General features: G+C 38.5%; 18 protein-coding genes. 13 read left to right on the top strand and 5 right to left on the bottom strand.

What is annotated here, in order from left to right; genetic code table 11:
- Nucleotides 1-5 precede the first annotated feature (5 nt).
- A complete protein-coding gene (locus tag ACZZZW_RS11505; RefSeq protein ID WP_463493525.1) occupies nt 6-578 on the top strand; it encodes a DUF4833 domain-containing protein in 573 nt (190 codons plus the stop codon).
- 154 nt (nt 579-732) lie between these two features.
- Here ACZZZW_RS11505 and ACZZZW_RS11500 read toward each other — a convergent pair whose 3' ends face one another.
- Complete coding sequence (locus ACZZZW_RS11500) at nt 733-1,272, bottom strand: hypothetical protein (RefSeq protein ID WP_463493523.1); 540 nt, start codon at nt 1,270-1,272, stop codon at nt 733-735.
- Nucleotides 1,273-1,449: 177 nt separating this feature from the next.
- On the opposite strand from ACZZZW_RS11500, the gene ACZZZW_RS11495 reads away from it, so the two are divergent.
- Nucleotides 1,450-2,343: a winged helix-turn-helix domain-containing protein gene (locus ACZZZW_RS11495; RefSeq protein WP_463493521.1), complete on the top strand. Its 894-nt coding sequence runs from the start codon at nt 1,450-1,452 to the stop codon at nt 2,341-2,343.
- Between the two features lie 111 nt (nt 2,344-2,454).
- Here ACZZZW_RS11495 and ACZZZW_RS11490 read toward each other — a convergent pair whose 3' ends face one another.
- Together ACZZZW_RS11490 and ACZZZW_RS11485 are read right to left on the bottom strand one after the other, a co-directional pair.
- The gene (locus tag ACZZZW_RS11490) at nt 2,455-2,643 is read right to left on the bottom strand and encodes a hypothetical protein (protein WP_055903536.1); all 189 of its coding nucleotides are present in this window, start codon (nt 2,641-2,643) and stop codon (nt 2,455-2,457) included.
- A 64-nt stretch (nt 2,644-2,707) separates the two neighbouring features.
- Nucleotides 2,708-3,541: an LCP family protein gene (locus ACZZZW_RS11485; protein WP_055903533.1), complete on the bottom strand. Its 834-nt coding sequence runs from the start codon at nt 3,539-3,541 to the stop codon at nt 2,708-2,710.
- 240 nt (nt 3,542-3,781) lie between these two features.
- Between ACZZZW_RS11485 and ACZZZW_RS11480 the strand changes: the two genes are divergently transcribed.
- From ACZZZW_RS11480 to ACZZZW_RS11445, 8 genes are all read left to right on the top strand, one after another.
- On the top strand, nt 3,782-4,729 hold the full coding sequence (locus ACZZZW_RS11480; RefSeq protein WP_463493518.1) for a glycosyltransferase family 2 protein: 948 nt from the start codon (nt 3,782-3,784) through the stop codon (nt 4,727-4,729).
- A gap of 120 nt (nt 4,730-4,849) precedes the next feature.
- On the top strand, nt 4,850-6,016 hold the full coding sequence (locus ACZZZW_RS11475) for a glycosyltransferase family 2 protein (RefSeq protein WP_463493516.1): 1,167 nt from the start codon (nt 4,850-4,852) through the stop codon (nt 6,014-6,016).
- A 340-nt stretch (nt 6,017-6,356) separates the two neighbouring features.
- The gene (locus ACZZZW_RS11470) at nt 6,357-12,860 is read left to right on the top strand and encodes an amino acid adenylation domain-containing protein (protein ID WP_463493514.1); all 6,504 of its coding nucleotides are present in this window, start codon (nt 6,357-6,359) and stop codon (nt 12,858-12,860) included.
- A gap of 10 nt (nt 12,861-12,870) precedes the next feature.
- Nucleotides 12,871-16,920 carry a non-ribosomal peptide synthetase gene (locus ACZZZW_RS11465; protein WP_463493512.1) on the top strand — a complete coding sequence of 1,350 codons (4,050 nt, stop codon included), beginning with the start codon at nt 12,871-12,873 and terminating at the stop codon, nt 16,918-16,920.
- The gene (locus tag ACZZZW_RS11460; protein ID WP_463493510.1) at nt 16,910-17,614 is read left to right on the top strand and encodes a 4'-phosphopantetheinyl transferase family protein; all 705 of its coding nucleotides are present in this window, start codon (nt 16,910-16,912) and stop codon (nt 17,612-17,614) included. Before ACZZZW_RS11465 ends, ACZZZW_RS11460 begins: the two co-directional genes overlap by 11 nt.
- 13 nt (nt 17,615-17,627) lie before the next feature.
- Nucleotides 17,628-18,482 carry a cupin-like domain-containing protein gene (locus ACZZZW_RS11455; RefSeq protein WP_463493508.1) on the top strand — a complete coding sequence of 285 codons (855 nt, stop codon included), beginning with the start codon at nt 17,628-17,630 and terminating at the stop codon, nt 18,480-18,482.
- A 171-nt stretch (nt 18,483-18,653) separates the two neighbouring features.
- Nucleotides 18,654-19,994 (top strand): UDP-glucose dehydrogenase family protein, encoded by a 1,341-nt coding sequence (locus tag ACZZZW_RS11450; protein ID WP_463493506.1) that lies wholly within the window; start codon nt 18,654-18,656, stop codon nt 19,992-19,994.
- A gap of 23 nt (nt 19,995-20,017) precedes the next feature.
- Nucleotides 20,018-20,911, top strand: coding sequence for a glycosyltransferase family 8 protein (locus tag ACZZZW_RS11445; RefSeq protein WP_463493504.1), 894 nt, complete (start codon nt 20,018-20,020; stop codon nt 20,909-20,911).
- Between the two features lie 217 nt (nt 20,912-21,128).
- Here the strand turns inward: ACZZZW_RS11445 and ACZZZW_RS11440 are convergent, their stop codons facing one another.
- On the bottom strand, nt 21,129-21,464 hold the full coding sequence (locus ACZZZW_RS11440; RefSeq protein ID WP_463493502.1) for a serine O-acetyltransferase: 336 nt from the start codon (nt 21,462-21,464) through the stop codon (nt 21,129-21,131).
- Between the two features lie 430 nt (nt 21,465-21,894).
- Here ACZZZW_RS11440 and ACZZZW_RS11435 point away from each other — a divergent pair, with 430 nt between their 5' ends.
- From ACZZZW_RS11435 to ACZZZW_RS11425, 3 genes are read left to right on the top strand one after another with little or no spacing between them, the layout of a single operon-like run.
- Nucleotides 21,895-23,250 (top strand): lipopolysaccharide biosynthesis protein, encoded by a 1,356-nt coding sequence (locus ACZZZW_RS11435; protein ID WP_463493500.1) that lies wholly within the window; start codon nt 21,895-21,897, stop codon nt 23,248-23,250.
- Nucleotides 23,251-23,265: 15 nt separating this feature from the next.
- Entirely contained in the window at nt 23,266-24,129 is an 864-nt protein-coding gene (locus ACZZZW_RS11430) for a glycosyltransferase family 2 protein (RefSeq protein WP_463493498.1), read from the top strand.
- 7 nt (nt 24,130-24,136) lie between these two features.
- Complete coding sequence (locus tag ACZZZW_RS11425) at nt 24,137-24,916, top strand: glycosyltransferase (RefSeq protein ID WP_463493497.1); 780 nt, start codon at nt 24,137-24,139, stop codon at nt 24,914-24,916.
- Here ACZZZW_RS11425 and ACZZZW_RS11420 read toward each other — a convergent pair whose 3' ends face one another.
- Entirely contained in the window at nt 24,917-26,014 is a 1,098-nt protein-coding gene (locus ACZZZW_RS11420; protein ID WP_463493495.1) for an acyltransferase family protein, read from the bottom strand. It lies immediately after the preceding gene.
- Nucleotides 26,015-26,037 lie beyond the last annotated feature (23 nt).

Raw genomic sequence — 26,037 nt, 5'->3', positions numbered from 1 at the left:
ATAAAATGTACCAAACACCTTTAAGAATATCAAAAACACTATTTACAATTGTTTTAAGCCTTGTAATTTTTTCAACTCAAAGCCATGCACAAGGTAAAGATCCATCCCCTATCAATTTTCCGACACCAAAAAATATAGATCATTTGCTATTTTATATTCAACGTGATCCAAATACGAATACCCTCATTTATGCGCTAAACCTTAAAGAAAATGGCACTATCAATACCAAAAATCCTATTCAGGTGTATTGGATCAGGTATGGTGAAAAAGGGCAGAAAAAAGACCTGGGGTATATCCAAAGGAAGTTTGCTTATGGCATTGATACAAAAGCATTGGGGACAGATAAATATGAATTTAGATTTGTATCACACAAAAAACTGCCGTTTTATTTACAAAGATATAGTGATAAAAGCTACCATGTTTCGGTAACGATAAACAACCGGACAATAAGGGTTAAGCGATTATTTGTGAGGATACAAGGAGGCAGTTTCTGGCTCCCAAATGTGAAATATGCAGAAATTGAAGGCACTGAAGAATCAACTGGTAAACCTATAGTGGAGCGGATAAACGTGAAGTAAAATAACGGTCAATAGTTTATGTAATTGTTTTTTACTACAAAACACTAATGGCAACGCCATAGACATTCATTATTACTTAAGCTTCAAATACTTATATTACTTATAAGATAAAAGAGAGAAATGGTCTGTGGAGACACAGACCATGGATTCGTACTCAGCAACCACCTTTTTTAGGAATGCGTTTAAAAATAACCTGATGATCTCGCTCCACATATTCGCAGGATATTATTGGATATGAGTACTTGGGTGCATGTGATATACTGTGGCTTTTAATCATTATTTTGTCGTTAACTCTCAGGCTATGCAATTGTTCAAGTTGTGACTTTTCTGGCTCAAATTGTAAAATATAATCGTCGCTATTAATCCTAACCATCACAGCAAAACCTAACCTTGATCCTGGTGGAAGCGAAAGAGCAGTTACAACAGCTTCCATATTGGTAAAAGCAGTTGTATGCTTCCTTATTTTAGCCGCACTGGTAAACACTCTTTTACCTTCAGGAGAAGCCTCCCATTTTTTGTATTTAATGCCATCGGGTGTAGACTCCCACTTTTTTCTTTCGGCATTCCTTTCAGCAATAGAACGCGGCTTTGAAGACGGCTTCTTAGTCGTATCATTGCCAATTTCAGGATTAGCAAATACTAATCCGCCCACTACAACCAGTGGTAACATCAGCGCATAAATCAATTTTTTCATAATTTTTGTGTTTTACTAAATACTTATAGATTCTCTTGGTTATTCAAAAGGAATAGATATGTTTTATTTTTCCATATGCTATCCTAGTTGATGCAGCAAAACTACCTTGATCTTTTTCCACTTGAGAAATTTGGATTGTAAATAAAAATGTAATCTTTGTAAATAAAAACTTGACGTATGCAATTCAGCCGAAATCTGCTTACCCGAAAACCTAAATACCTGGTTGTATTGATATTGCTTTCATTAATTGCTGTAATTTATGTGGCTTTCCATATAAGTGATAAAAATACTTTTGATTTCGCCAGAAGGGAAATTTTGCTTCGTCAAATCGGGCACGAACTGCTTTTACAGTCGGGTGATAGCACATCTAGAGTGCTTCCGATAAAAAAGATTTCTGAAAATGAATATCAAATCAGCTTTGAGAAGGAACTTACTTTTAAAACCGATTCTTTATTGAACACCACAGTGCATGTGTTGGCTAAAGATCCAATGGCAACTGATTATGTTGTAAACGTAATGAACAGTGCTAACCAAAGTGTAACCTATGGCTTTGCAGTGGCCAAAAACAAACGAGATGATATTGTGGCTTGCAAAGGAAGGAAGCAACCAAAAGCGAGTTACATGGTTGATCTTAAATTTAAACCAACAGGTACAATTACGGCAAAGAAACACCTTTTATTGGGCAGCATTCCATTTTTAGCGTTTGTTGGCTTTATTTTTCTCAGATCTGCTAAGCCAAACAGCACTTCAATTCAAGAAAGTAAGGATTTGAGTATAATTACTTTAGGTTCAGTTTTGTTCGACGCAAAGCACAGAAAACTGATTATAAACGAAAAAATGATAGATTTAACCGGAACGGAAACCCGATTACTTTCAATTTTCGCATCATCACCAAACGAAATGATTGCACGAAACCGGCTGCAGAAAGAGATATGGGAAGATGAAGGCGTTATTGTAGGTCGCAGCCTGGATATGTTTATCTCTAAACTTAGAAAAAAACTGGAAATTGATCCTAATATCAATATCGTTGTTGTTCGTGGAAAAGGATACAGACTTGCAATTAATGCTTAAAAACAAATTGTAGCCATTATAAATTTTTATAAAAGGATTATGATAAGGTTGCAGCTATATTTAAATTGTTTTTAGCAGAAAACTTTAAAAACGGTAAAATGCCACACTGAATTAAATCAACATAATATCGATCGCCACCAGGCCACTACTGCTTAAATCAATTTCAAACAGCACTTCATCGCTAACATCAACCTTGGTGTTTAAGCTTTCCAAATTAAAAATAATTTCCTGCTCATTTTCATCTTCAATGAGGCCGTGTCCTCGAGCTTCATCTACGCTCAGTATTTTTCCTTTTCGCATTTAAATAATTGTAATTTATTAGGTATTAAATCAATTCACAAAACTCCGGTTGGTAACCACAGGTTTATCTTATCATATCATTCAGGTCGTAAGATGCCGTTCTGAAATTTTTAATCTTCAGTACAAGTCCTACACCATCAATCCTTTCATTGGTATATAAATTTCCATTCGGAAATACCTGCGATCGCGGCAGGCGTTGTTTGTTTAAAAATGTGCTGAAAGTTTTAAAGTAATCTTTCAGGTTAATGTCTGTATCTATCATCGACCATAAATCTGATATATTTTTCAACGCTAAAGATTTATTTTTCACAGCATAGCTAATTACAGCTTTGGTTACATCTTTTTGTCGCTCAACCCTTGCATGATCGTCGTAACAAGTTCCAGCCACCCTAACACGGGCATAAGCCAGGGCTTGGTCGCCAGTCATTTTAATAGTGCCGGTGCGGGTAAGCGGCAAAAGCGGCACACCCTTTAAATAGGCCTGTTCTCCTATATAATTATTTACATAATGGTGGATGCCTTTATTTATTGTTAAAGTTATTCCTCCAAAAGAGTCGATCACCCTTGCCGTATTGCTAAAATCGGTAACGATGGAAGAAACCAGTTTGGTTTTAAAATTTGCATTAATGGTAGAAATCAATAATTCCTTCCCTCCTAACCGGTAAGCAGCATTTAATTTCTGGTTGCCATATCCCTTTATATATACATACGTATCACGTAAGATAGAAGTTAACCTTACTTCCTTTTTTTTCACCGTAATAACCATTATTAAATCGGCATTGCCTCTTTTATTCTCTTCCCTTGAATCTGATCCGATCAGTAAAATCTGCTGTGCATAAAGCGAATGTGCAAACAGCATGAGTAATACGGTAATTAAGAAAGTGGATTTGATTTTCATAGTTGTAGATAACATTGATTTATAAATGAATTTTGAGGTTTTTAGTTGCGTGCAAAGCTACCATGAGGCTTTTGCCTCCCATATAGCCTTTTCTCACTAATTGGATCGGCTGCTGACTTATGTAAACGATACAGAGCGGCTTATAATTAACATTTTATAAGCAAATTGTACCGGTTGCGCATCATAAACCACCCAAAAAGGCTATAGATTTGTACCAGTGCTTTAGGTAGTTTTGCAGAAATGGCATTAACCTCAATCATTACCGTAAACTATAATCAGCCCGGAGTTACCCTTGATCTGTTGAACTCAATTCAAAATAATTGTGCTTTAGATGAGATCGAAGTAATCTTGGTTGATAACGCCAGTGATATCGATTATGAAACTCAGTTTAAAGCCAGTTACCCAACACTAAAATACATCCGTTCGGAGGTAAATCTTGGTTTTGCAGGAGGCAACAACCTGGGTATACAACAAGCCACCGGACAGCATATTTTAATGATCAATAATGATACTGAACTCATACCAGGATTTGTTGAGCAGCTTAATGCAGAAATGCTTGCCCACCCTGAAATAGGTATCCTCTCTCCCCTAATACTTTATCACGATGATCCGGATATTATTCAATACGCAGGTTACACACCTATAAACTTAGTCACCGGGAGAAATAAAACCATTGGTTTAGGCCAGTTAAATAAAGGCCAGTATGCCAATGCCAGTTATGAAACATCGTTTTGCCATGGTGCTGCAATGATGTTAAGGAAAGCAGATATCGATCATATTGGAATGATGCCTGAGCAATATTTCCTGTATTATGAGGAATTGGATTGGTGTGAAATGTTTAAGCGTGCGGGCAAAAAAATCTGGTTTACGGGTAAAACACATATTCTCCACAAAGAATCGATGAGTGTAGGAAAAGAAAGTACCATTAAAACATACTTTCTTACCCGCAATCGCCTGTTGTTTATGCGGCGCAATAGCAGTATGATCAACGTAATGCTTTTTAGCCTGTATTACTTCTTAATAGCGGTTCCGAAACAATTATTTGGCTACCTTCTTAAAGGCAGAACCGATCTAATACCCTTTGTTTTCAAAGGACTGCTCTGGAATTTATTTCATTCGAAAAACCACCTTACAAGCCAACTGGCCAATAATTTAATAATTGCGCCCACTGTAAGTAGCTCGAAATAGAATGGTATTAAAGGACTATTGAGCAACAATGCTGTTTAGGCTACCTTCGTGCCAATCGGCAATAGGGAAATGATAAACCTGCCTACTGCTGTTAACGACTTAATTCAAAGCTGATAAACAATGATTATTTTCCTCTGGACCTGCCTTTTTATTGTAACCTATACTTTTGTTGGTTACGGATTGGTGCTATATGTACTGATAAAAATTAAACGGTCATTTTCTAAACCTAAAAATTTCCTGGCAGATGCCGCACTCCCTTCAGTAACTTTGCTTGTAGCCGCCTGGAATGAGGAAACAATAATTGTAGACAAAATTAAAAATACGCTCCAGCTTGATTATCCAAAGGAGCTGTTACAGATCATTTTCATTACAGATGGATCTACAGATCATACCCCTGATTTGATTAGCCCGTATAAAGAGGTGATTTTAATGCACAATAACGACCGCCACGGCAAAATGGCGGCCATTAAGCGGGCTATGCCAAGTGTAGATGGTGAAATTATTGTATTTTCTGACGCGAATACCTTTTTAAACCAGGAAGCCCTGCGTGAACTGGTAAAACATTACCAGGATAAAAAAGTTGGTGCAGTTGCAGGTGAGAAACGGATACTGGTAAACGAGCATGCAGATGCGAGTTCGGCAGGAGAAGGTTTTTACTGGAAATACGAATCGAGACTAAAAAAATGGGATTACGAATTATACTCAAATGTAGGGGCCGCAGGCGAGCTTTTTAGCATTCGTACCTCTTTATATGAACCAATTGAATCGGATACGATTATCGACGATCACATGATTGCGATGAGAATTGCCGAAAAAGGTTACCTAATTGCGTATGAACCTGCAGCATATGCCAGTGAAACTGCATCAGAAAATACAGGTGAAGAACTTAAGCGAAAGATCAGAATTGCCGCTGGTGGAATTCAATCAATCCTGCGGTTAAAAATTGCAGCAAATCCTTTCCGGTATCCTGTTTTAACCTTTCAATATCTTTCGCATAGGGTATTAAGGTGGACCATCACTCCTTTCTTACTGGTTATGGCCCTTTTAACAAACATTTGGATTGTTTACAACCATGGTGCTCCATTTTATACGGTTTTACTTACCGCGCAATGTGTTTTTTATGTGCTGGCAATACTTGGATTTTTGATGGAACGCAAAAGTATCAGAATCAAACCCCTATTTATTCCTTACTATTTCTGTATGATGAATTATGCAGTGGCAGCAGGGATTGTGAGGTATATTAATAAAAGCCAGAGTGCGGCCTGGGAAAGATCGTTGAGGAAATAGCTTTCAAATAGTGTAAAATTTGCAATTTCCCTTCATAAATGGAGGGAAATTCAACAAAAATCAATTAAAATTCTCCCGTATTTGTATTCTTTTGCCTACTTCGCATATCATTATGCGCCATCTCCTTATTCACAAGAACAGGTTGTTACAGTGTCTATTTAACATTCTGGTAACCTGATTATCTCAATTCCTAATAGCCCTTTCGCACTATTTCAATCTACATCTATATAAGGTAATTTAGTAAAAAAAATTAAACAGTAATAACACGTCACAAAACTCTTAAAAACAGCAATTTACGTTATTATATATTAAAATGCGGCGCTATCAATCTTAATCTCGTATGCTTAATAATACTTTATCTGCCCTTATCACTGCCCAATGTAATGTATCCCCAAATAACATTGCTCTTGAATATAATGATCATTCGCTTGCCTATGGCGAACTTGATACCCGATCTAATCAGTTAGCTAATTTCCTGATTGGAAAAGGTGTAAATAAGGATTCGAGAGTTCCTATATTGCTTAACAGATCATTTGAAATGATTATTGCGGTTTTGGCGATAATGAAATGTGGTGCAAGCTACGTCCCGATTGATCCATCATATCCTATGGAAAGGATTAGTTATATAATTGACGACATTGACGCAAATTTTCTCATCACTGCATTAAAAACCCCTCCAGGTTTCACTGGTACCACTATACTGCTGGATGGGAACCCATCTCCTGTTGATAAGGCTCCAAAAACCCCATTACCAGCAATTACGGACGAGGAAGCAGTAAGTTATATTATTTATACTTCTGGCTCTACAGGCAAACCAAAAGGTGTGGTTGTACAAAATAAAGCGGTGAGCAGCTTCATCATCAATCAAAGCAGCTATTATGGCATAACAGCAGCAGATAGAATTTTGCTATTTTCCAGCATATCATTTGATGCTTCCGTTGAACAAATATTTTTAGCCTTAACCACCGGCGCATGTTTGGTTTTGTTGCCCGAGGAGTTATTGGCAGATGTAGAAAGGTTTACAAAATATGTTTCCGATAAGGAAATCACACATCTTGATGTAACTCCGGGTTTTTTAGAAAACCTTAACCCCGAAAAATATACAACACTAAAGAGAATCGTTGTAGGTGGAGATGTTTGTCCGAAAGCCTTATTTTTAAAATGGCAGTTTAAAGGCGATTTTTATAACGTTTATGGTCCAACCGAAGCAACGGTAACCACTACTGCCTTTAAATGCAATGCTGATCAGATTTCGCTTTCCGAATCTTTACCCATTGGTAAACCTCTGGCCGGAACAACCATTTACATTCTTGATGAAACAAAACAAGAGGTAGCAGCAGGAAAAGTAGGTGAAATTTACATCACTGGCCCTCAACTGGCTAAGGGCTATTTAAACAATGATGCACTTACGGCACAAAATTTTATAAGCATAAATTCACTTGGCAACCAACTGTTTTACAAAACCGGTGATATGGGAAGATTGCTGGCAGATGGCAATATTGAATACATAGGAAGAAGTGATGAACAGGTAAAAATAAGAGGTTACAGAATTGAAATCGGTGAGATTGAAAATGCGTTAAATGCAAGTCCGATGATTAGCCAAAGCGTTGTGTTGGTTAAAAGTAACACTGAAAGTGATAAGCAATTGGTTGCATTTGTGGTTTCTGATGCATCTTTTAACAAAACCGATACCGAAGCCTACTTAAGCAATAGATTACCCGAATACATGATACCCAGAATTTGGGTTCCGCTTGAGCAAATGCCGCTTACCATTAGTGGCAAAATTGATAGAAAGCAACTCGTTATTCCAGACTATTCCGATTTGCTGGCTACCCCGTATGTAGCACCACGATCAGCGTTAGAAACAAAAATTGCTGCCGTATGGAAAGAAGTATTAGCAGTAAAACGCATCGGTGTAAATGATAATTTTTTCGATCTTGGCGGCAATTCACTTTTATCGCAGCGTTTAATTATTGCCATGGATGCCCAGGATATTAAAATCCCTGTGGTAAAGCTTTATCAGTATCCAACTGTTTCGGGGCTTGCAAATTACCTTAACAAGGCATTAGAATCCACTCGGTTAAAACGTCATTCTAATGGCAATAAATCAAGGGATATTGCTGTAATTGGCATGGCAGGTAGATTTCCGGGAGCAGAAACTATTGCCGAACTTTGGGATATACTGGCGCAGGGAAGAGAAACAACCACTTTTTTTAGTGATTCAGAACTGGATGTTAATATACCCGAACAGGTAAAACAAGATCCCCTGTATATCAAAGCCCGTGGCATTATTAAAAACCCAAAAATGTTTGATCCGGATTTCTTCGGTATTAACAGAAAACTGGCCGAATTAATGGATCCGCAGCACAGGATATTCCTCGAAATTGCTTTTGAAGTGTTAGAAAAAACAGCGCATCTTCCTGCTAAGGTAAATTACAAAACAGGAGTTTTTGCAGGCTGTGGCCCTAATTTCTATTACGAAACCAATGTATTGGCGCATCCCGATAAAATCGAAACAATGGGTAAGCTTCAGGTTACCACAGTTAACGATAAAGATTACATTGCCTCCAGAACAGCTTATCATTTAAACCTTAAAGGCCCCGCAATTAACATTAACTCGGCCTGCTCAACCTCTTTACTAGCCATTTTAGAGGCTGTAAACAGCCTAAGGGCCATGCAGTGCGATATTGCACTGGCAGGTGGAGCAAGTATAAATGCATCCATCAATAGCGGCCATATTTACCAGGAAGGAAGTATTTTAAGTAAAGATGGCCATTGCCGCCCTTTTGATGATGAATCAACAGGTACAGTTTTTAGTGATGGTGCAGGGGTGGTTTTATTAAAAAGACTCGAAGATGCTGAGGCAGATGGAGACACAATATATGCGGTAATAAAGGGTGTTGGGGTAAGCAATGATGGCTATGAGAAAGCCAGTTTTACCGCTCCAAGCACTGACGGACAAGCAGATGCAGTACTTTCTGCCATTGTAGATGCCGATATTGAAACTACAGAAATAACCTACATTGAAACACATGGTACCGGAACACCAATTGGCGATCCGATTGAATTTGAAGGCCTCGTGCAGGCATTTGGAAACCAGGTAAATAATCAATACTGCGCCATAGGGTCGATAAAAAGCAATTTCGGCCACCTTACAGAGGCGGCCGGTGTGGCCAGTTTTATTAAAACCTGTTTATCTATTTACCATAAAAAATTAGTACCCTCAATCGGTTTCAATACTCCAAATAAGAATATTAATTTCGATAATAGCCCATTTTTTGTAAATAACCGCCTGCAAGATTGGAATGATCAAAAGCGAATTGCTGGCGTGAGTTCGTTCGGCGTAGGTGGCACAAATGTGCACGTTATTTTGGAAGGTTATGAAAATAGCATCAATGCCACAACTACCAGCCGTGAGTTTGAACTCATTCCTATTTCTGCAAAATCAGCCGAGAGTTTAATCAGCTACAAATCACAGTTAAAAAACTTTGCATCACTACATACCGAAACGCTTGCCGAAGACCTTGGTTTTTCCCTGCAAAACTCACGTGGCGTTTTTAACCACCGTGGTTTCGTAGTTGTTGATACTAAAAAAAACCTGGCAGAACAGCTGGCAACCAACAATCAGGATTTATTTTTGAATAAACAGTTGACAAAAAAAGCGAACGACCTCGTTTTTATGTTTCCTGGGCAAGGCTCACAATACCATAATATGGGCTTTGGTCTTTATCAACAAGAAGCCATTTACCGGCAGGCTATTGATGAGTGTGCAGAAATTTTAAAAGAATTGATGGATATTGACCTCATAAATCTTTTATTTTCTGCTGATCAAAGTAAAGATGTATTGCAGAACACTCAATATGCTCAGCCGGCAATTTTCGCTACAGAATATGCTATGGCCAAATTATGGATGAGTTTTGGATGTAATCCTGATGTATTTTGTGGCCACAGCGTTGGCGAATATGTAGCCGCACATTTAGCAGGTATTTTTTCGCTTGCAGATGCACTGAAACTGGTTGCCCTGAGGGGGAGAATGATAAGCGAATTGCCCGCCGGCGGAATGTTATCTGCCAGGGTTAAAAATATTGATCTCCTTAGTATTTTACCGGCAGATCTTTCTGTTGCAGCAGAAAACACCAAAAACTTATATGTTATTGCCGGTCCGGTTGAATCACTTTCCAACTTTCAGACAAAACTTGAAGATATTGGCATTCCAAGTAAATTTCTTTCATCCAAACATGCGTTTCACTCCTCCATGATGGATCCGGTGATACCAGCTTTCCGTGAGCTTGTATCTACAATTGCCCTTTCTACTCCAAAAACACCTATAATATCAACAGTAACAGGCAGTTTACTTACCGATAAGGATGCACTTAGTGTAGATTACTGGACAGATCATTTAAGAAAAACTGTAAAGTTCGAGGCCGCTGTAACGCATATTACTTCCGCATACGACCCAATATTTCTGGAGCTTGGCCCTGGTGATACCTTAAGTATTTTTACCAAACAGATCATAATGGAGCAGCCTGTTGCGAGCACAGTAATTGCGGGCATAAAACAAGGTGAGGCAGACACCAAACAGATTATTTATGCTCTTGGAAAACTTTTTTTAGAAGGCCGCGAAATAAACTGGAAGGAATATTATAAAAATCAACAACGGAAGTTTCTCGAACTTCCATCGTATTGTTTCGAAAGAAAAAAATACTGGGTAGAGCCCGCCACAAACCATTTGCCGAACCCGCTAAAAACTAAATTTAACGATATTACTATGGATACTGATCAGAAAGAGACGCAAAAGAAGATGCTTATTACAAAGGTGAAAACGGTACTGGAAAATTCTTCCGGAATTGAGTTTGAAGGAGTAGATATCAGTAAAAACTTTTTGGAGATTGGTTTTGATTCACTATTGCTTACCCAAGTAGCGAGTTCGCTCAAAAAAGAGTTTAATGTGCCAATTACTTTCAGACAGTTAAATGAAGAATGCTCTTCCATACATACGTTAACCGATTATATAAGTAAATTTATTACGCCAGAACAGCCTATAGCAGAACCTCAACCCATTTTTTCAGTTCAAAGCACTCAACCGCAAACTCAGGATCATACTGCTTTATCACTACTTTCGGCCCAGCTTGAACTTATTGCCAAACAGATTCAGTTGTTAACCAACCTTCCGCAGCCTGCGCAACAAATTAGCTCAATTATTCCTGTAGCAGCACCTCAGCAAGTAAATAAACCAATAAAAACCGCACTGGGTGAATTATCAAATGAAGAACGAAAAGAAATAAGCAAACCTTTTGGTGCCACTCCAAAAATTGAATTTACCAAAACAGAACTTGATGGAAAGCAACGCCTTTTCTTGACGGAACTTACTCAACGTTACAATTTAAAAACTTCGAAAAGTAAAAACTATACGGTGGAAAGCAGACCTTACATGGCCGATCCACGGGTAGTAAACGGCTTTAAACCAGCACTTAAAGATTTAATTTACCCGGTAGTTGTAAAAAAATCAGAAGGCAGCAAACTTTGGGATCTGGATGATAACGAATACATTGATGCATTGAATGGATTTGGATCCAACATGCTGGGCTACCAACCTCCATTTATTAAAGAAGCACTCCATAACCAGATTGAAAAAGGTTTTGAGGTGGGTCCGCAGCACGAATTGGCAGCTGAGGTAAGCAAACTGATTTGCGAATTTACCGGATTTGACCGGACAGGTTTATGCAGTACTGGTTCAGAAGCGGTAATGGGCTGTATCCGCCTGGCTAGAACCGTTACTGCCCGCTCAATAATTGTAGCATTTTCTGGCTCTTACCACGGTATTTTTGATGAGGTATTGGTAAGGGGAACGAAAAAATTAAAATCTTTCCCGGCAGCAGCAGGTATTATGCCCGAAGCCGTAGAAAACATACTCATCCTTGATTATGGAACAGATGAAACACTATCGATAATTAAGCAAAGAGCAAACGAAATTGCGGGAGTTTTGGTAGAACCAGTACAAAGCAGACGGCCGGAATTTGTACCGGTTGCGTTTTTGACCGAACTCCGTAAAATTACCCATAATCATGACATCGCGTTAATTTTTGATGAGGTAATAACAGGATTCAGGATGCATCCAGGTGGTGCACAAGCCCAATTTGGCATAAAAGCCGATCTGGCCGCTTACGGAAAAGTAGTAGGCTCGGGTATTCCGATAGGTGTAATTGCTGGTGAAAGAAAATTTATGGATGCGCTTGATGGTGGCTCATGGAATTATGGCGATAGTTCGATACCTGAAGTAGGCATTACCTATTTCGCCGGTACCTTTGTTCGTCATCCACTTGCACTTGCCGCAGCCAAGGCATCACTTCTTTATATGAAAGAACAAGGACCTGCCTTGCAACAGCGGTTAAATGATAAAGGAAATTTTATCGCTCATGCCCTAACAAAAGAAATTGCGGCAAGGCAGCTGCCAATCAATATCGTTAACTACGGTTCGCTATGGAAAATAAAGTTCGAACAGGATATTCCCTACAGCGAACTGCTTTTTGTACTGATGAGGGAAAAAGGGATTCATATCCTTGATGGCTTTCCTTGCTTTATGACAGAGGCTACCACTTATGATGACATTAATAAAATAATCAGTGTTTTTACCTCTTCCATGGATGGACTTATAGAAGCAGGCTTTTTTCCGGATCACCGTGGTGAAAAAGCGGATGCAATACATCAAAATACGGCCATTGTAATTGACAATAATACTCCTCCAATTGCTGGAGCAAGATTAGGAAAAGATCGTTTTGGTAACCCGGCCTGGTTTTTAGAAGATCCGCAAAACGACAAGAAATTCTTACAGATTCAATTATAAGTTACCGAAGATGATGCCTTTAGAATTAGAAATTGAGCCGTTAACAGTTGATTTTAATCCCTTCGAAGATGAGCGGGCCATAAACAAAGTGATCTCCATAAACAAAGCACAGCAGGAAATTTTTATATCCTGTTTATTGGGTGGAGATGAAGCTAACCTTGCCTACAATGAATCGGTTACAATTAACCTGGCTGGTAATTTCGAAATTGAATACTTTAAAGCAGCTTTTGCCCAAGTGATAAACAGGCATGAAGCCCTGCGAAGCGTAATAAGTGGAGATGGAGAAAAACTCATCATTTACAATGAAATGCCTTTCGAAATTGCGGTGCAAAACCTTTCTCATTTACCGCAAAAAGGCAGAGAATTTGAGTTTAGCACTTTTTTAGAAGCGCAGATGGCCATACCTTTCGATTTAAACGAGGGGCCACTTTTCAGGGCATTTGTACATCGCAACGAAGTAAAACAACATCAAATTACCTTAATTTTTCACCACATTATCTGCGACGGGTGGTCATTTGGCATTATTCTCGAAGAACTTAGTAAACTATATAGTGCATATGCCAGTGGATCAGCGCATTCCCTTCCTGAACCTTACCAGATCAGCGATTTTGCAGTTGTAAAAGAAACATACCGCAAAAGCCCTGACTTTAAGAACACTGAGGAATTTTGGTTAAATGAATGCGCCGGAGATTTACCTACAGTAAACCTGACCACAGATTTTTCTAGGGGTACTCAACGAAGTTATCAATCAAACAGAATCGATCAACACTTAAGTGGCAGTGTAATTAAAGACTTAAGAAGCCAGGGTGCCAAAATAGGATGCAGTTTGGTAACCACCATGTTATCTTTATTTGAAATCCTTATTTTCAAAAAAACAGGTCAGGCCAATTTGATTATTGGTTTACCCTCGGCAGAGCAGGCAGTAGGTGAATTTTACGATCTGGTGGGCCATTGCGTTAACATATTACCGGTAAAAAGTTATGTTGATGCCGAAATGCCGCTAAATGATTACCTGAAAGGGCGTAGAGAACACCTGATGAATGTTTATGAACACCAGCAGTATAGTTTTGGTGAACTTTTAGAAAAACTTAAAACCAAGAGAGACCACTCCAGAGTGCCGCTTGTACCCATTGTGTTTAACATCGACATGGGTATGGACAGTGATGTGAGATTTGATGGACTTGAGCACCAGATTAACTCCAATGCAAGATGCTGCGAAACTTTCGAACTTTTTGTTAATGCCACCGATTCACCAGACGGACTTATTTTAGAGTGGAATTACAACGCAAAACTCTTTTCTCAGGCACGTATCGAGGCCATGATGCAGGATTATGAGCTCTTGATCAACAGTATGATCAAAACTCCATCCATTTCGATATATGATGCGATAATGGATGGAAAGCTTAAATCAGTAACAATTGGCAAAGCATTGGCTAACAATCAATCTTTCGTTGAACTTTTTAGCAACAGCGTATCACAGTTTCAAAACCGCCGGGCAGTAAGTTTTGAGCAAAATACACTTACCTTTTTATCGCTCGATAAAAAATCAGATGCATTAGCTTCCGTTTTAAAAAGTAAAGGAATAAGAAAAGGCCATATTGTAGCCATCTCAATCAGCCGTTCCATTGAAATGCTAACCGGAATAATTGCCATTTTAAAAACTGGTGCTGCATACCTCCCGATCGACCCTACATTGCCCGCTGAGCGGATAAATTATATGCTCACCGATTCGGGTGCAACATTTTTATTTTCTAATTTACTGGCTCATGTTCCCGTAAAACTGGAAGTACTCAATCCTGAAGAAATTTTTACCTCACTGAATGCACATGTAAACAACTGGCAAACTCCCACCATCAGTTTAAACGATACCGCTTATTTACTATATACCTCAGGCTCTACCGGGCGACCGAAAGGGGTTAAAATAAGTCATGGCAACCTCGCAAATCTTTTACTGAGTACAAAGGAAATGCCTGGCATAAATTGTGAAGACCGTTTGCTGGCAACAACAACCATTTCTTTTGATATTGCTGCGCTCGAACTCCTTTTGCCGCTTATTACCGGTGCAGAAACAGTAATTGCTGGTGATGCCGCATGTAAAGACGGAAGGTTGATCAACAATATAATTTCAAGCCAAAAAATTTCGATTATTCAGGGTACGCCATCCACCTTGAAAATGATTTTAAATTCTGGTCTTGAAACAAACAGCCTCAAGGTTTTTGCAGGTGGTGAGCAGCTGGATCTTAATCTGGCTAAATCGATTATGGCTACAGGAGCCAGTTTATGGAACATGTACGGCCCTACTGAAACCACCATATATTCGATAGGTAAACAAATATCGGTTAGCGATGAGCTGATTACGATTGGCAAGCCCCTTCATAATACGGTAATTTACATTAACGATGCCGCAGGCCGGCCCGTGCAAATTGGCGATGTAGGAGAAATTTGTATCGGTGGAGAAGGTGTTGGTTTAGGATATGTAAATAATAATTCGCTCATGAGCGAGAAATTTATTTTCGCAAACGACGGCTCCAATATCATTCTTTATAAAACGGGCGATCTTGGCATTATGCTCAACAATGGAGAAATACAATGTCTTGGAAGAATAGATCATCAAATCAAAGTGCGTGGGCATAGGGTAGAATCGGGTGAAATTGAGAGCATTATAAATGCTCAACCAGAAATAAGCGATTCATTAATTATTCAGCGCAATGATACCGGGGCAGATGATTGCCTCGTGGCTTACCTCACAATTTGCGAAACCCAATTGGCCAATAAGGAAATTGTTCTCTCTAAGGAAACAGATAACACTGGAAATCAACTCCTTTTGAACAGAAATTACAGCAAGTTATTGAAAAACAGACTTAAAACCCTTTTGCCAGATTATATGGTGCCGGATTTTTTTGTTGCAATGCGTGTTTTCCCACTTTCTGCAAGTGGAAAGGTAGATCGTGATTTATTGCCTAAACCCGAAAGAGCGCAATATCCTGTAAATAAGGATATCACTAAACCGATAAACGCAACCGAACAGCTGCTCATAAACCTTTGGAAAGATACCCTGGGTGTTGAAAAACTGGGTATTGAAGACGATTTTTTCGAAATGGGCGGCAATTCGCTGATGGCAGTAAGGGTAATGGTGGCTTTGGAAAAAAGGACAGGTATCCGCCTGCCACTAAATGTACTCCTTACCCATTCTACAATAGAAAAACTTGCTACACAGTTTGTTACTACAGATAGTGAGCGTTCAAAAACGATTATCCCGATCAGAACAGGAGGCTCTAAAGCACCCGTTTACCTAATTCACGGCAGTGGACTTAACGTATTATTATTTAAATCGATAATTCCCGCCCTGGATGATGACCAACCAATTTATGGAGTGCAGGCAATTGGTTTAGACCGTTATGAAGATCTTCCGGATACCCTTGAGGAGATTGCGACAAGATACCTTGACGAAATCCTCGAAATCAATCAAAATGGGCCATATAACATTGTTGGTTATTCATTAGGAGGCTTTATTGCCTTCGAAATGGCCAAACAACTTAAAGAAATGGGTAAAACTGTTAATCTTTTGGGTGTAATTGATACTGATACAGGCCAAAATGCACCAATTGGGCAATTAGACAATAATTTTGGTCATTTTGTTAAACGACAGTTCAAAAAAATTCCTTTTATAGCCAATTCTTTTAAAAAGAGACCTGTTAACACGGTTAAATACCAGCTTAATGCTACAAAAAAACGGCTTTTCAAAAACTTTGTAAACCAACACGACAGTGATTGGGGATTATTCACCGATCGCGAGAAAGAGTTGTATAACCAATACGATCAGGCATTGGAGAAATACTACCTACAACCAAGCGATTTAAAGGTAACCTTATTTAGAGTAAGTGAAAGGTTATATTTCCTTGATGACCTTACTTATCTTGGATGGGACCGCTTTGCACTTCAAGGCGTTGAGGTTTGCGAAATCCCCGGCGACCATAAAACTTTTATATCCGCCCCACACAACGAGGTATTTGCAAATATTTTACAAACAAACCTCAACAAGCATCAATATGCTAGCTAACATACTGCCCGTTATTTTAAACGTGGATTGGCGAAGCCTTGATGATCCTGAAGATATTGACCTGACGAAAAACAACATTTTCAAGATCAATTTTGAGCTTTATTATCAAAAATTCTGCAACCAGATTAATGAAGTACTTTCGCCAGAGGAGATAAAAAGATCCGGTTATTTTTTAAAAGCACAAGATACGCGACGTTTTATTGCTACAAGGCTTGCCATCAGGAAAATAGTTTCACAATATACCGGCACCGTGCCTCAATCGGTAATTTTTAACCAAACGGCAAACAAAAAGCCATCTACAGCTGGTATCGAATTTAACATCAGTCATAGTGCGCAATACATTATGATTGCCATGAGCGAAAATCCGATCGGGATAGATGTTGAACATATAGACCACCCTGTTGATGTGGGCCAGCTAATCCCCTACTGCTTTTGCACAGCCGAGGAAGAATTTATAATGCTATCGGAAGATCAGAAAGAATCCTTTTTTACCTTATGGACGAGAAAAGAAGCACTGCTGAAAGCTACAGGAGAAGGACTTATCGATAATCTGCTGGAAATTAACTGTTTGGAAAATATGCAAACCAGATCAAACAAACCTTACCGCCTGGTAACAATGCGTGCAGCTCCCGACTATATCTTTACCCTTGCTACAAGTGAAGATCTGGAAACCGTTTTTTTGAATTTAAATTAAACACAATCAAGCAATGCAAACCGTAAATAAAGTAGATCACATCTCCTATACAGAATTTATAGCAGAACATGTAAATAAAAGAAATCCTGTTGTTTTTAAAAATGCTTCAAAAGTTTGGGGTCAGCATACCTTCGGACCTGATTTTTTTAGTGCACATTTCGGTAATTACAAAAAAGAATTTGAGGGAAAAATGTATACCATCAACGAAATTTTGGAACTCACCCTAAAAAGCACCCCAAAAAACCCTGCACCTTACCCAATTACTTTTGAACTTCCTTACGATATACCAGGCTTCATGGAGCATATTAATCCAATCCATATGAATTATGCTACGCCAAACTGGTTCGATTCGAAGATTTTTCCTTATGGGAGATTTGGAAAAAACATTAACCTTTTTTTTGGTGGCCAGGGCAACCAATATTCGCTGCACAAAGATTTTTATCATACCAACGCCTGGATTACACAGCTTTATGGCGAGAAAAAATTTATTCTTTTTCCTGGTGAGCAGGATGAGTTTTTATACGCAGGCAAAAAAGGATATTCCAATTTTCTTTCCCCTGTAAATATCTTAGATCCGGATCTGCAAAAGTACCCCCTTTATAAAAATGCCAGATCGGTAGAAGTTACACTCCAACCCGGAGAAACCATTTTTGTACCAAATGGGGTATGGCACACAACTGTAGCTCCTGCACAAAATATCTCCCTTATTTTTGATCAGATGAACGCTACAAATTATAGTGCATGGCGTACAGATATGTATAACATCAAAAAGCAAAAAAGCCAAACCGGGGCTATAGTAAATTACGGCTTTGCCCTTGCAGCAGGCATGATCTGCAAATTAAAAGGTTTAGTTAAAACATCATCATAAGCTGCTTTAGCATACATCAAAACCATAATGCTATAACTAATGCAATTGCCCGACTAAAACCCATTGATTATAATGGTATTAAAGGGCTATTGGCTTAAAATTAGGCAAAGTTTACCTTCGCATTGATCAAAAATCAGATCAGAAAAAAAATTATAGCCCTTAAAAAGAAATATGAAAATAGCAGTAATTGGCACTGGTTATGTTGGCTTGGTAACAGGCACTTGTTTGGCAGAAACGGGTAATCACGTAACCTGCGTGGATATCAATACCGATAAAATCGAAAAGATGCAAAGCGGTATATTACCGATATATGAACCAGGGCTGGAATTACTTTTCCACCGCAACATCAGCCAAAACCGACTAATCTTTACAACCGATCTTGCATCTGCTATTAAAGAGGCACAAATTATTTTCATGGCTTTACCAACGCCTCCGGGTGGAGATGGAGCAGCCGATCTTTCTTTCATTTTAGGTGCCGCCAAAGATATTGCTGCGTTAATTACTGATTATAAGGTTATTGTGAACAAATCTACTGTTCCTGTAGGTACTGCAGATAAGGTTAAAGCAATTTTTGAGCAATACAGTACGGTTGAAGTGGATGTGGTTTCTAACCCCGAGTTTTTACGGGAAGGAGTTGCCGTAGAGGATTTTATGAAGCCAGACCGTGTAGTATTGGGAACGACCAGCGAAAAGGCAACAAAAATAATGAGCGATTTATATTCACCATACGTGCGCCAAGGGAATCCTATCCTGTTTATGGATGAAAAATCTTCAGAACTTACTAAATATGCAGCCAATTCATTTTTAGCCACAAAAATTACTTTCATGAACGAAATTGCCAACCTATGCGAATTGGTTGGAGCAGATGTGGATTCAGTTAGAAGAGGAATTGGTGCCGACGAAAGAATAGGAAAACGCTTTCTTTTTCCTGGCATTGGTTACGGAGGTTCGTGCTTTCCGAAAGATGTGCAGGCATTGGTAAAAGCTTCGGATGATTATGCATATGATTTCAAAATATTAAAATCGGTAATCGAGGTTAACGACAGTCAAAAAACAGTACTTGTTGATAAAGTACTTAAATACTATGGTGATGATGTGAACGGAAAACATTTTGCTTTATGGGGATTGGCTTTTAAACCGGAAACCGATGACATTAGAGAAGCACCATCACTATATATTATAAAAGCATTACTTTCTAAAGGTGCTACAATAACAGTTTTTGATCCTGAGGGAAGCGAAAATACCAAAGCCTTTTTTGGAGATAAAATTTCTTATGCCACAAACCAATATCAGGCGATTAAGGGAGCAGATGCGCTTTTAATTGCTACAGAATGGTCGGTATTTCGCAATCCGGATTTCGATCAGATGAGTATTTTAATGAATGAAAGGGTAATTTTTGATGGCAGAAACTTATTCAATCTTGAAAAAATGATCGATCTGGGTTATTATTACAATAGTATAGGTAGAAAGTTAGTTTCTCAGGGTCAAACCATTCAACAATCTTTGCGATAACCACTTAAGAATATTCACCACCCATGATGCAACAATCTGAAAGTATAACCATTGTAACCATTTGCGACAACCAATTTGTTGTTTTGATGGCTGCAATGCTAAGGTCCTTAGAAGAAAATCACCATTCAGGAGAAGCAATCAACCTGTATATTGTATCGGATCACATTAGTGAGAAAAACAGGTTGAAAGTAATTGCCAGCCTGTCGACAGATAAGCTTACCTTAAATTGGATTCCAATAGAAGAAGCTTTACCAAAGCAGTTTAAATTGCCAAGAGATAAGTCATCTTTTCCCGCCAATGTTTATATGCGTCTGTGTATTCCTTATTTTATTCCACAGGAAGCTACGAAAGCAATTTACCTGGATGTTGACATGATTGTGCTGGATGACATTTCCAAATTATGGCATACCGATATAGGTGAATATGACTTGGGTGCGGTACCAGATCTTTCGGGAGTAGTAAGTTCTCCATGGGGAGGAATTAATAATTATAAAGAACTTGGTCTTAATCCAAACAGTAAATACCTTAATGCGGGCATGATGTTGCTCAAACCACAGCGCTGGCGTGAGCGTAACATTACTGCCAGGGCTTTTGCTTGTGCTGCAGAAAACGCCGAATATCTAAATTTCGCAGAGCAATACACACTTAACGTTATTTTTAATGAAGACTGGTTTGAACTTGACCCTTTATGGAACTGGTTTGCAAAAAACCACACTGCTAGTCCCTATCTCATCCACTTCACCGGCATGAAACCTATATATAAAGGTTACTCCGGTCAGGAACAATATAAAACCCAGTTTTTCCATTACCTGAACCAAACGAAATGGGCAAACTACGGCACCAGAAGTGATGCGATGAGTAATCTGAAAAAGATCTATAACAAAATAGAGAAAAAGCTCGTTCTGGCTTTCAGGTAATTAACTATTACGGAAAATCATTGCCGAATTCCTCGCCAGCAACAGCTGCAGAATAACTATTTTAATGTTTACTCCGATAAATAAAGATATATACCCCCGTTTTTTCATTACCAGAATATAATGAAATGGGCAAAATACTGCATCAGATTGATGCGGCGATAATCTCTAAAAAATCTACAATAAGACAGAGAATAACCTTAGTCTGGCTTTCACGCAATTAACTACTTCGGAGGATCCTTGCTGGATTTCCGGCGGCCACAGCGCCTGCCGGAATGGATTTTACCACTACCGAACCCGCACCAATAGTAACTCCATTTCCGATAACGATATCGCCAATAATCACAGTATTGCAGCCAATGTCTACACCATCACCAATTATTGGTGCTTTAATGATACCTGATGCACTGAAATCCTGTTTTACCCCAATTGTTGTGCACTGCCGTACTGAACAATTTTCACCGATCACTGTATCGGGGTGAATAACCACACCACTGCCATGCCAAAGCTGGAAGCCACTCCCAACTGATGTTTTCCAGTTGAGTTCTACACACATAAACCATTCGATAAAAACCCTGTAAAACAAGAGATACCAAAAAAGAGAATCTTGGTAAGTTTACGTCTAACGATAAGCTGCGCGATCCTAAAAAGTACCACGATATATTTACCCTTTGTGGGGTTGGCCAGATTGGCTACCCTATCTTGAAAGATATACTTTCTTATACCCATATTAAAAGATCCCGACCACAGGGCCGGCATTGATATTATTGTGTGTTAATATTAAAAAATTCCTGGCTAGGCCACAAAAATGCATCTACTGATTTTTGCTGGAAACATTCAAAATTAACACCTTAAAACGATGCTTTTATTAGTATTTAAGGGCTATTTATATAGCACCCCGGGATGAGTATTTTTGAACAACATTAAGATATAACACCAATATAATGTAGGCTGCTAAATAAGCAAGATAAATACTTTCTCATTGAATGAAATTAATTTCTAAATTAAAAAATATACACTTCCTGTCTTTAATGGGTACGGGGGGAATGTCACTGCTCACCTTCCTTTTTACAGCCATTTTGTATCGGTCGTTAAGCATCAAAGAAATCGGTATCTGGTTTTTCTTTCAATCCATGTTATCTTTTCTTGATACCTTCAGGCAGGGTTTCCTATCTACGGCATTTGTAAAGTTTTATGCAGGTACTTCACCTTCGAGAGGTCAGGAAGTTATCGGATCTACCTGGTTTATTGCCACCGCAACTACAATTATTCTCCTACTGCTCAACATTCCCCTTATTTTTATTGCTTATCTGATCAAAGATGAAAGCCTGATCTATTTTGCGAAATTTTATTCCATCAATATACTGGCATCTCTTCCTATGATCGTAACAATGTGCATTGCACAGGGCGATCTGCGTTTTGGTCGTTTAATGTATATCAGGGTTTTTCAGGTTACTTTCCTTATCGTTTGCCTTGGTTTCTTAATATTAACAAAACAGAACAACCTATATAACCTAATGTATATCAATATTATTGCAGTAGCAATAACCAGTACATTATGCATCGTTTTAGGCTGGTCTGGTATAGGTTTCCTTGGCAAACGCACTAAAGCCTGTACAAAAGAGATTTTCGATTTCGGAAAATATACCGTTGGCACTTCAATAAGCTCAAGCTTGTTCGGGGTTACCGATACCTTTGTGATCAATTTTATGTTGGGTCCATCGGCACTGGCTGTTTATAATCTGGGCCGAAGGTTAATGGAAGTGGTGGAAATTCCGTTGAGAAGTTTCGTTGCAACCGCTATGCCAGCCTTATCAAGCGCTTTTAATCAGAATAATAAGGCAAAACTCATATCAACCATGAGCAAATATATCGGCATCATCACGATTGGCCTTATCCCTTTTTTACTGGGCACCTATATATTTGCCGGTTATGCCCTAGCCATTATAGGTGGCGGAAAGTATGATGGTACAGAAGCAGGTGAAATTGCAGTAAACATTTTTAGAATTAGCGCAACAATTGCCTTACTATACCCTGCCGACCGCTTTATGAGCGTTACCCTTGATGCAATACACAGGCCTCAAATCAATTTATACAAGGTAATTGTAATGGTTATCGTTAATGTAATATCAGATTTTGGCGGAATATACCTTTTTGGAAACATATACGGACTTGTTGCCGGCACCTTCTTCCCTACCTTAATAGGCATTATTATCTCTTATTATTACATCAATAAGGGCTACCAGAACTTCTCTATTTTTCACAGTTATATCCTAAGTTTTAGAGAGATTAAAAAATTTATATCCAATGGATTCAAAACTTCCACTACAATTTCAAATTAAAAAAACTGTTAACCCATGAAAACGTTATTTTCAGTACCCAAATGGGTAAACCAATACGAATTTGCTTTTAAAAGCGTTAACGACGTGCCTCCATCTTTTTATCAGGGAATTAACACTAAACTAAGTAAACTGCAAAGTCCTAAGCCTGTAGTAACAATTTTAATCGCAGCCTGGAACGAAGAACTCAATATACTCCGTAACATTTCAAGCCTGGCCAATATGGTTACAGCTTATCCACTGGAAATTATTGTGGTTAACAACAACTCTACGGACAGAACACAGCAAACCCTTGACAACCTTAACATTACCAGTTATTTTCAGGAAATTCAGGGTTGCGGCCCGGCAAGGCAAATGGGAATGGAACGTGCAAACGGCGAATACATTTTGCTTGCAGATGCAGATTGTGTTTATCCTGCCAACTGGGTTAACGATATGATGGAGAAACTTACCATACCTGGTACTGCTTGCGTATACGGCCGCTATTCGTTTTTACCCGAACCAGGTTTTTCGCGTTGGAAACTTTTTCTTCTTGAAAAAATGAAAGATTTAGCTGCAGAACTCAGGCAGGTAAAACGGCCTTATTTAAATGCATTTGGCATTAGCATGGGTTATGTTAAAGCGTTTGGTTTAGAAGCTGGATATGTAATGCACAATATTAGGGGTGAAGATGGCAGATTATGCTTTGACCTGATGAAATTCGGAAAAATTGTACCGGTACGTACCAACCGTGCCCGAGCATGGACAGCCCCACGTACTTTGCAACGAGATGGTGATTTTGCGGCTGCGCTGCTTTCGAGGATTAAAATACAATTTAGCAACCTTACCAGCCTATTGCGTGCGCACCCTGCGCATGATACGAAGACAAGTAAAAATGAATAATCCCATTATGAAAACATTTAATTTTCCAGAAATATCATTACTGATCACCCATTATAACAGGCCGGATTCCTTGGAAAACCTTTTAGGCAAATTAAAAGAAATTGGCTGTAATTTTGGCGAAATTGTGGTATCTGATGATGGCAGCAGCCTGATCATCCGCAACCGGTTAGCAGAACTTAGTAAGCTTTATGGTTTCAAATTAATTGGAACGGAAAAAAACCGTGGCTTGGGCAATAACCTGAACAAAGGACAGGATGCCGTTTTAAAGCCCTATACCTTATATCTGCAGGAAGATTTTGAGCCTAGTGCTCTTTTTAGCGAAAAGCTAAACGCAGCACTGGCTGCTATGGCCAACGATGCGGAAATGGATATTGTAAGATTTTACGCCTATTCTGCCTATCCTTATCGTAAACCTTTTGATGATGATTTCGATGAAATGTTTATGCCAGCAATGGCCCTTGATTATTCTAAAATTTACTTTTATTCAGACCACCCCCATTTAAGAAGATCCAATTTTTTCGACAAGTTCGGCAGGTATCCAGAAGGCATAAAAGGCGATTTGACGGAATATAAAATGTGTATTTCATTTATCCAGAACAAAGGAAAAGGCTTGTTTTATAAAGATTTTGCAAATTTGCTTTTACAACGCAATTCAGTTAACGAGCCAAGCACCATGCAAAGAGCAAATTGGAAACACAGCCCTAATATAATGATTAAGGTAGTGCGCGATAGTTATCGCCAGGTAAAATACAACCTCGATATACTTACCATGAAAAGGTTAAAGTAATTAATCTACAATAACCTTTTTCTTGGATTTATACTGAAATCTCATTTCGATGTGCTGATAGGTAAACTTTGCAGCATAATAAATAATAATACAATTTGGGATAAACAAGTAGGCATACGCTTCTTCAGGCAATTTAAAGAGCCTAATAAAAATCACATTGAACACACTGATAAACAGCGTATGTACCATGTAAATGGAGTAGGAATACTTACCAAGTTTTTTGAGTAGATCGATTTTGATGATGGATTTTGAAACCAGTCCTTTTTCGAATGCAAATATCGTTATCGATATAAAAAAGACAATTTCGTAAATGAAACCGTAATGTTTTACTACCTGGCCACAAACAATTACAACGACAATTAAAATCAGCGCCCCAACTTCCAGCACGCTAAATAGCGATTGCCCGAGTTGAGCATATTTCTGATGCAGGTATTGAAAGCAATATAGACAACACGCACCGGCGAAAAACCCTATTAATCCTCTTAAAAAACCATAATCATAGGTATAATCTAGCTTAAATGAGCCTGTTATGGCATACAGTAACACTGCAGCTAAAATGGCTATTAACAAATAAGCTATTGGTTTTGAGATTTTTATCTTCCGTACACTTATAAAATAGCAACTGATAGCAAATAATAAATAACTGATTACCTCGGCACTTATAGACCAGCTTACAATATTCCAACTCACATCGTGTACATGAGGGAGTTTGACTGAGTTGATGAGAAATAAGGAAGAAAAAAATGTGATTGCTGAGTTATCAAGAAAGTTGTTGATTTTGATGTGGTTAACCAAACCGAGTTTAATTCCTTCTATCGCGAGGAAAATTAACAACATTAATAAATGCAGAGGATATAATCTCCTGATTCTTTTGGTTAAAAATAATTTTAATTCCTCAACATCATCAATCTGCTGATAGGAATAGCAAATAACAAATCCACTAAGTACAAAGAAAAAATCCACAAACATATCAGCATTCATTACAAAGCTGTTGTTTAATATTGGGGTAGCAGAAAAAGCGCTCATGTGATAGAGTACAACCAGGGATGCAAATATTCCCCTGAACATATCCAACACTAAAAATCTATGTTTCATCATGATTGATCGAATATTTGATCTAA

This window comes from Pedobacter sp. AC379, from assembly GCF_979258145.1.
Note: the sequence above shows the minus strand (reverse complement) of the source record. Positions and strands in the feature narration are given on the sequence as shown.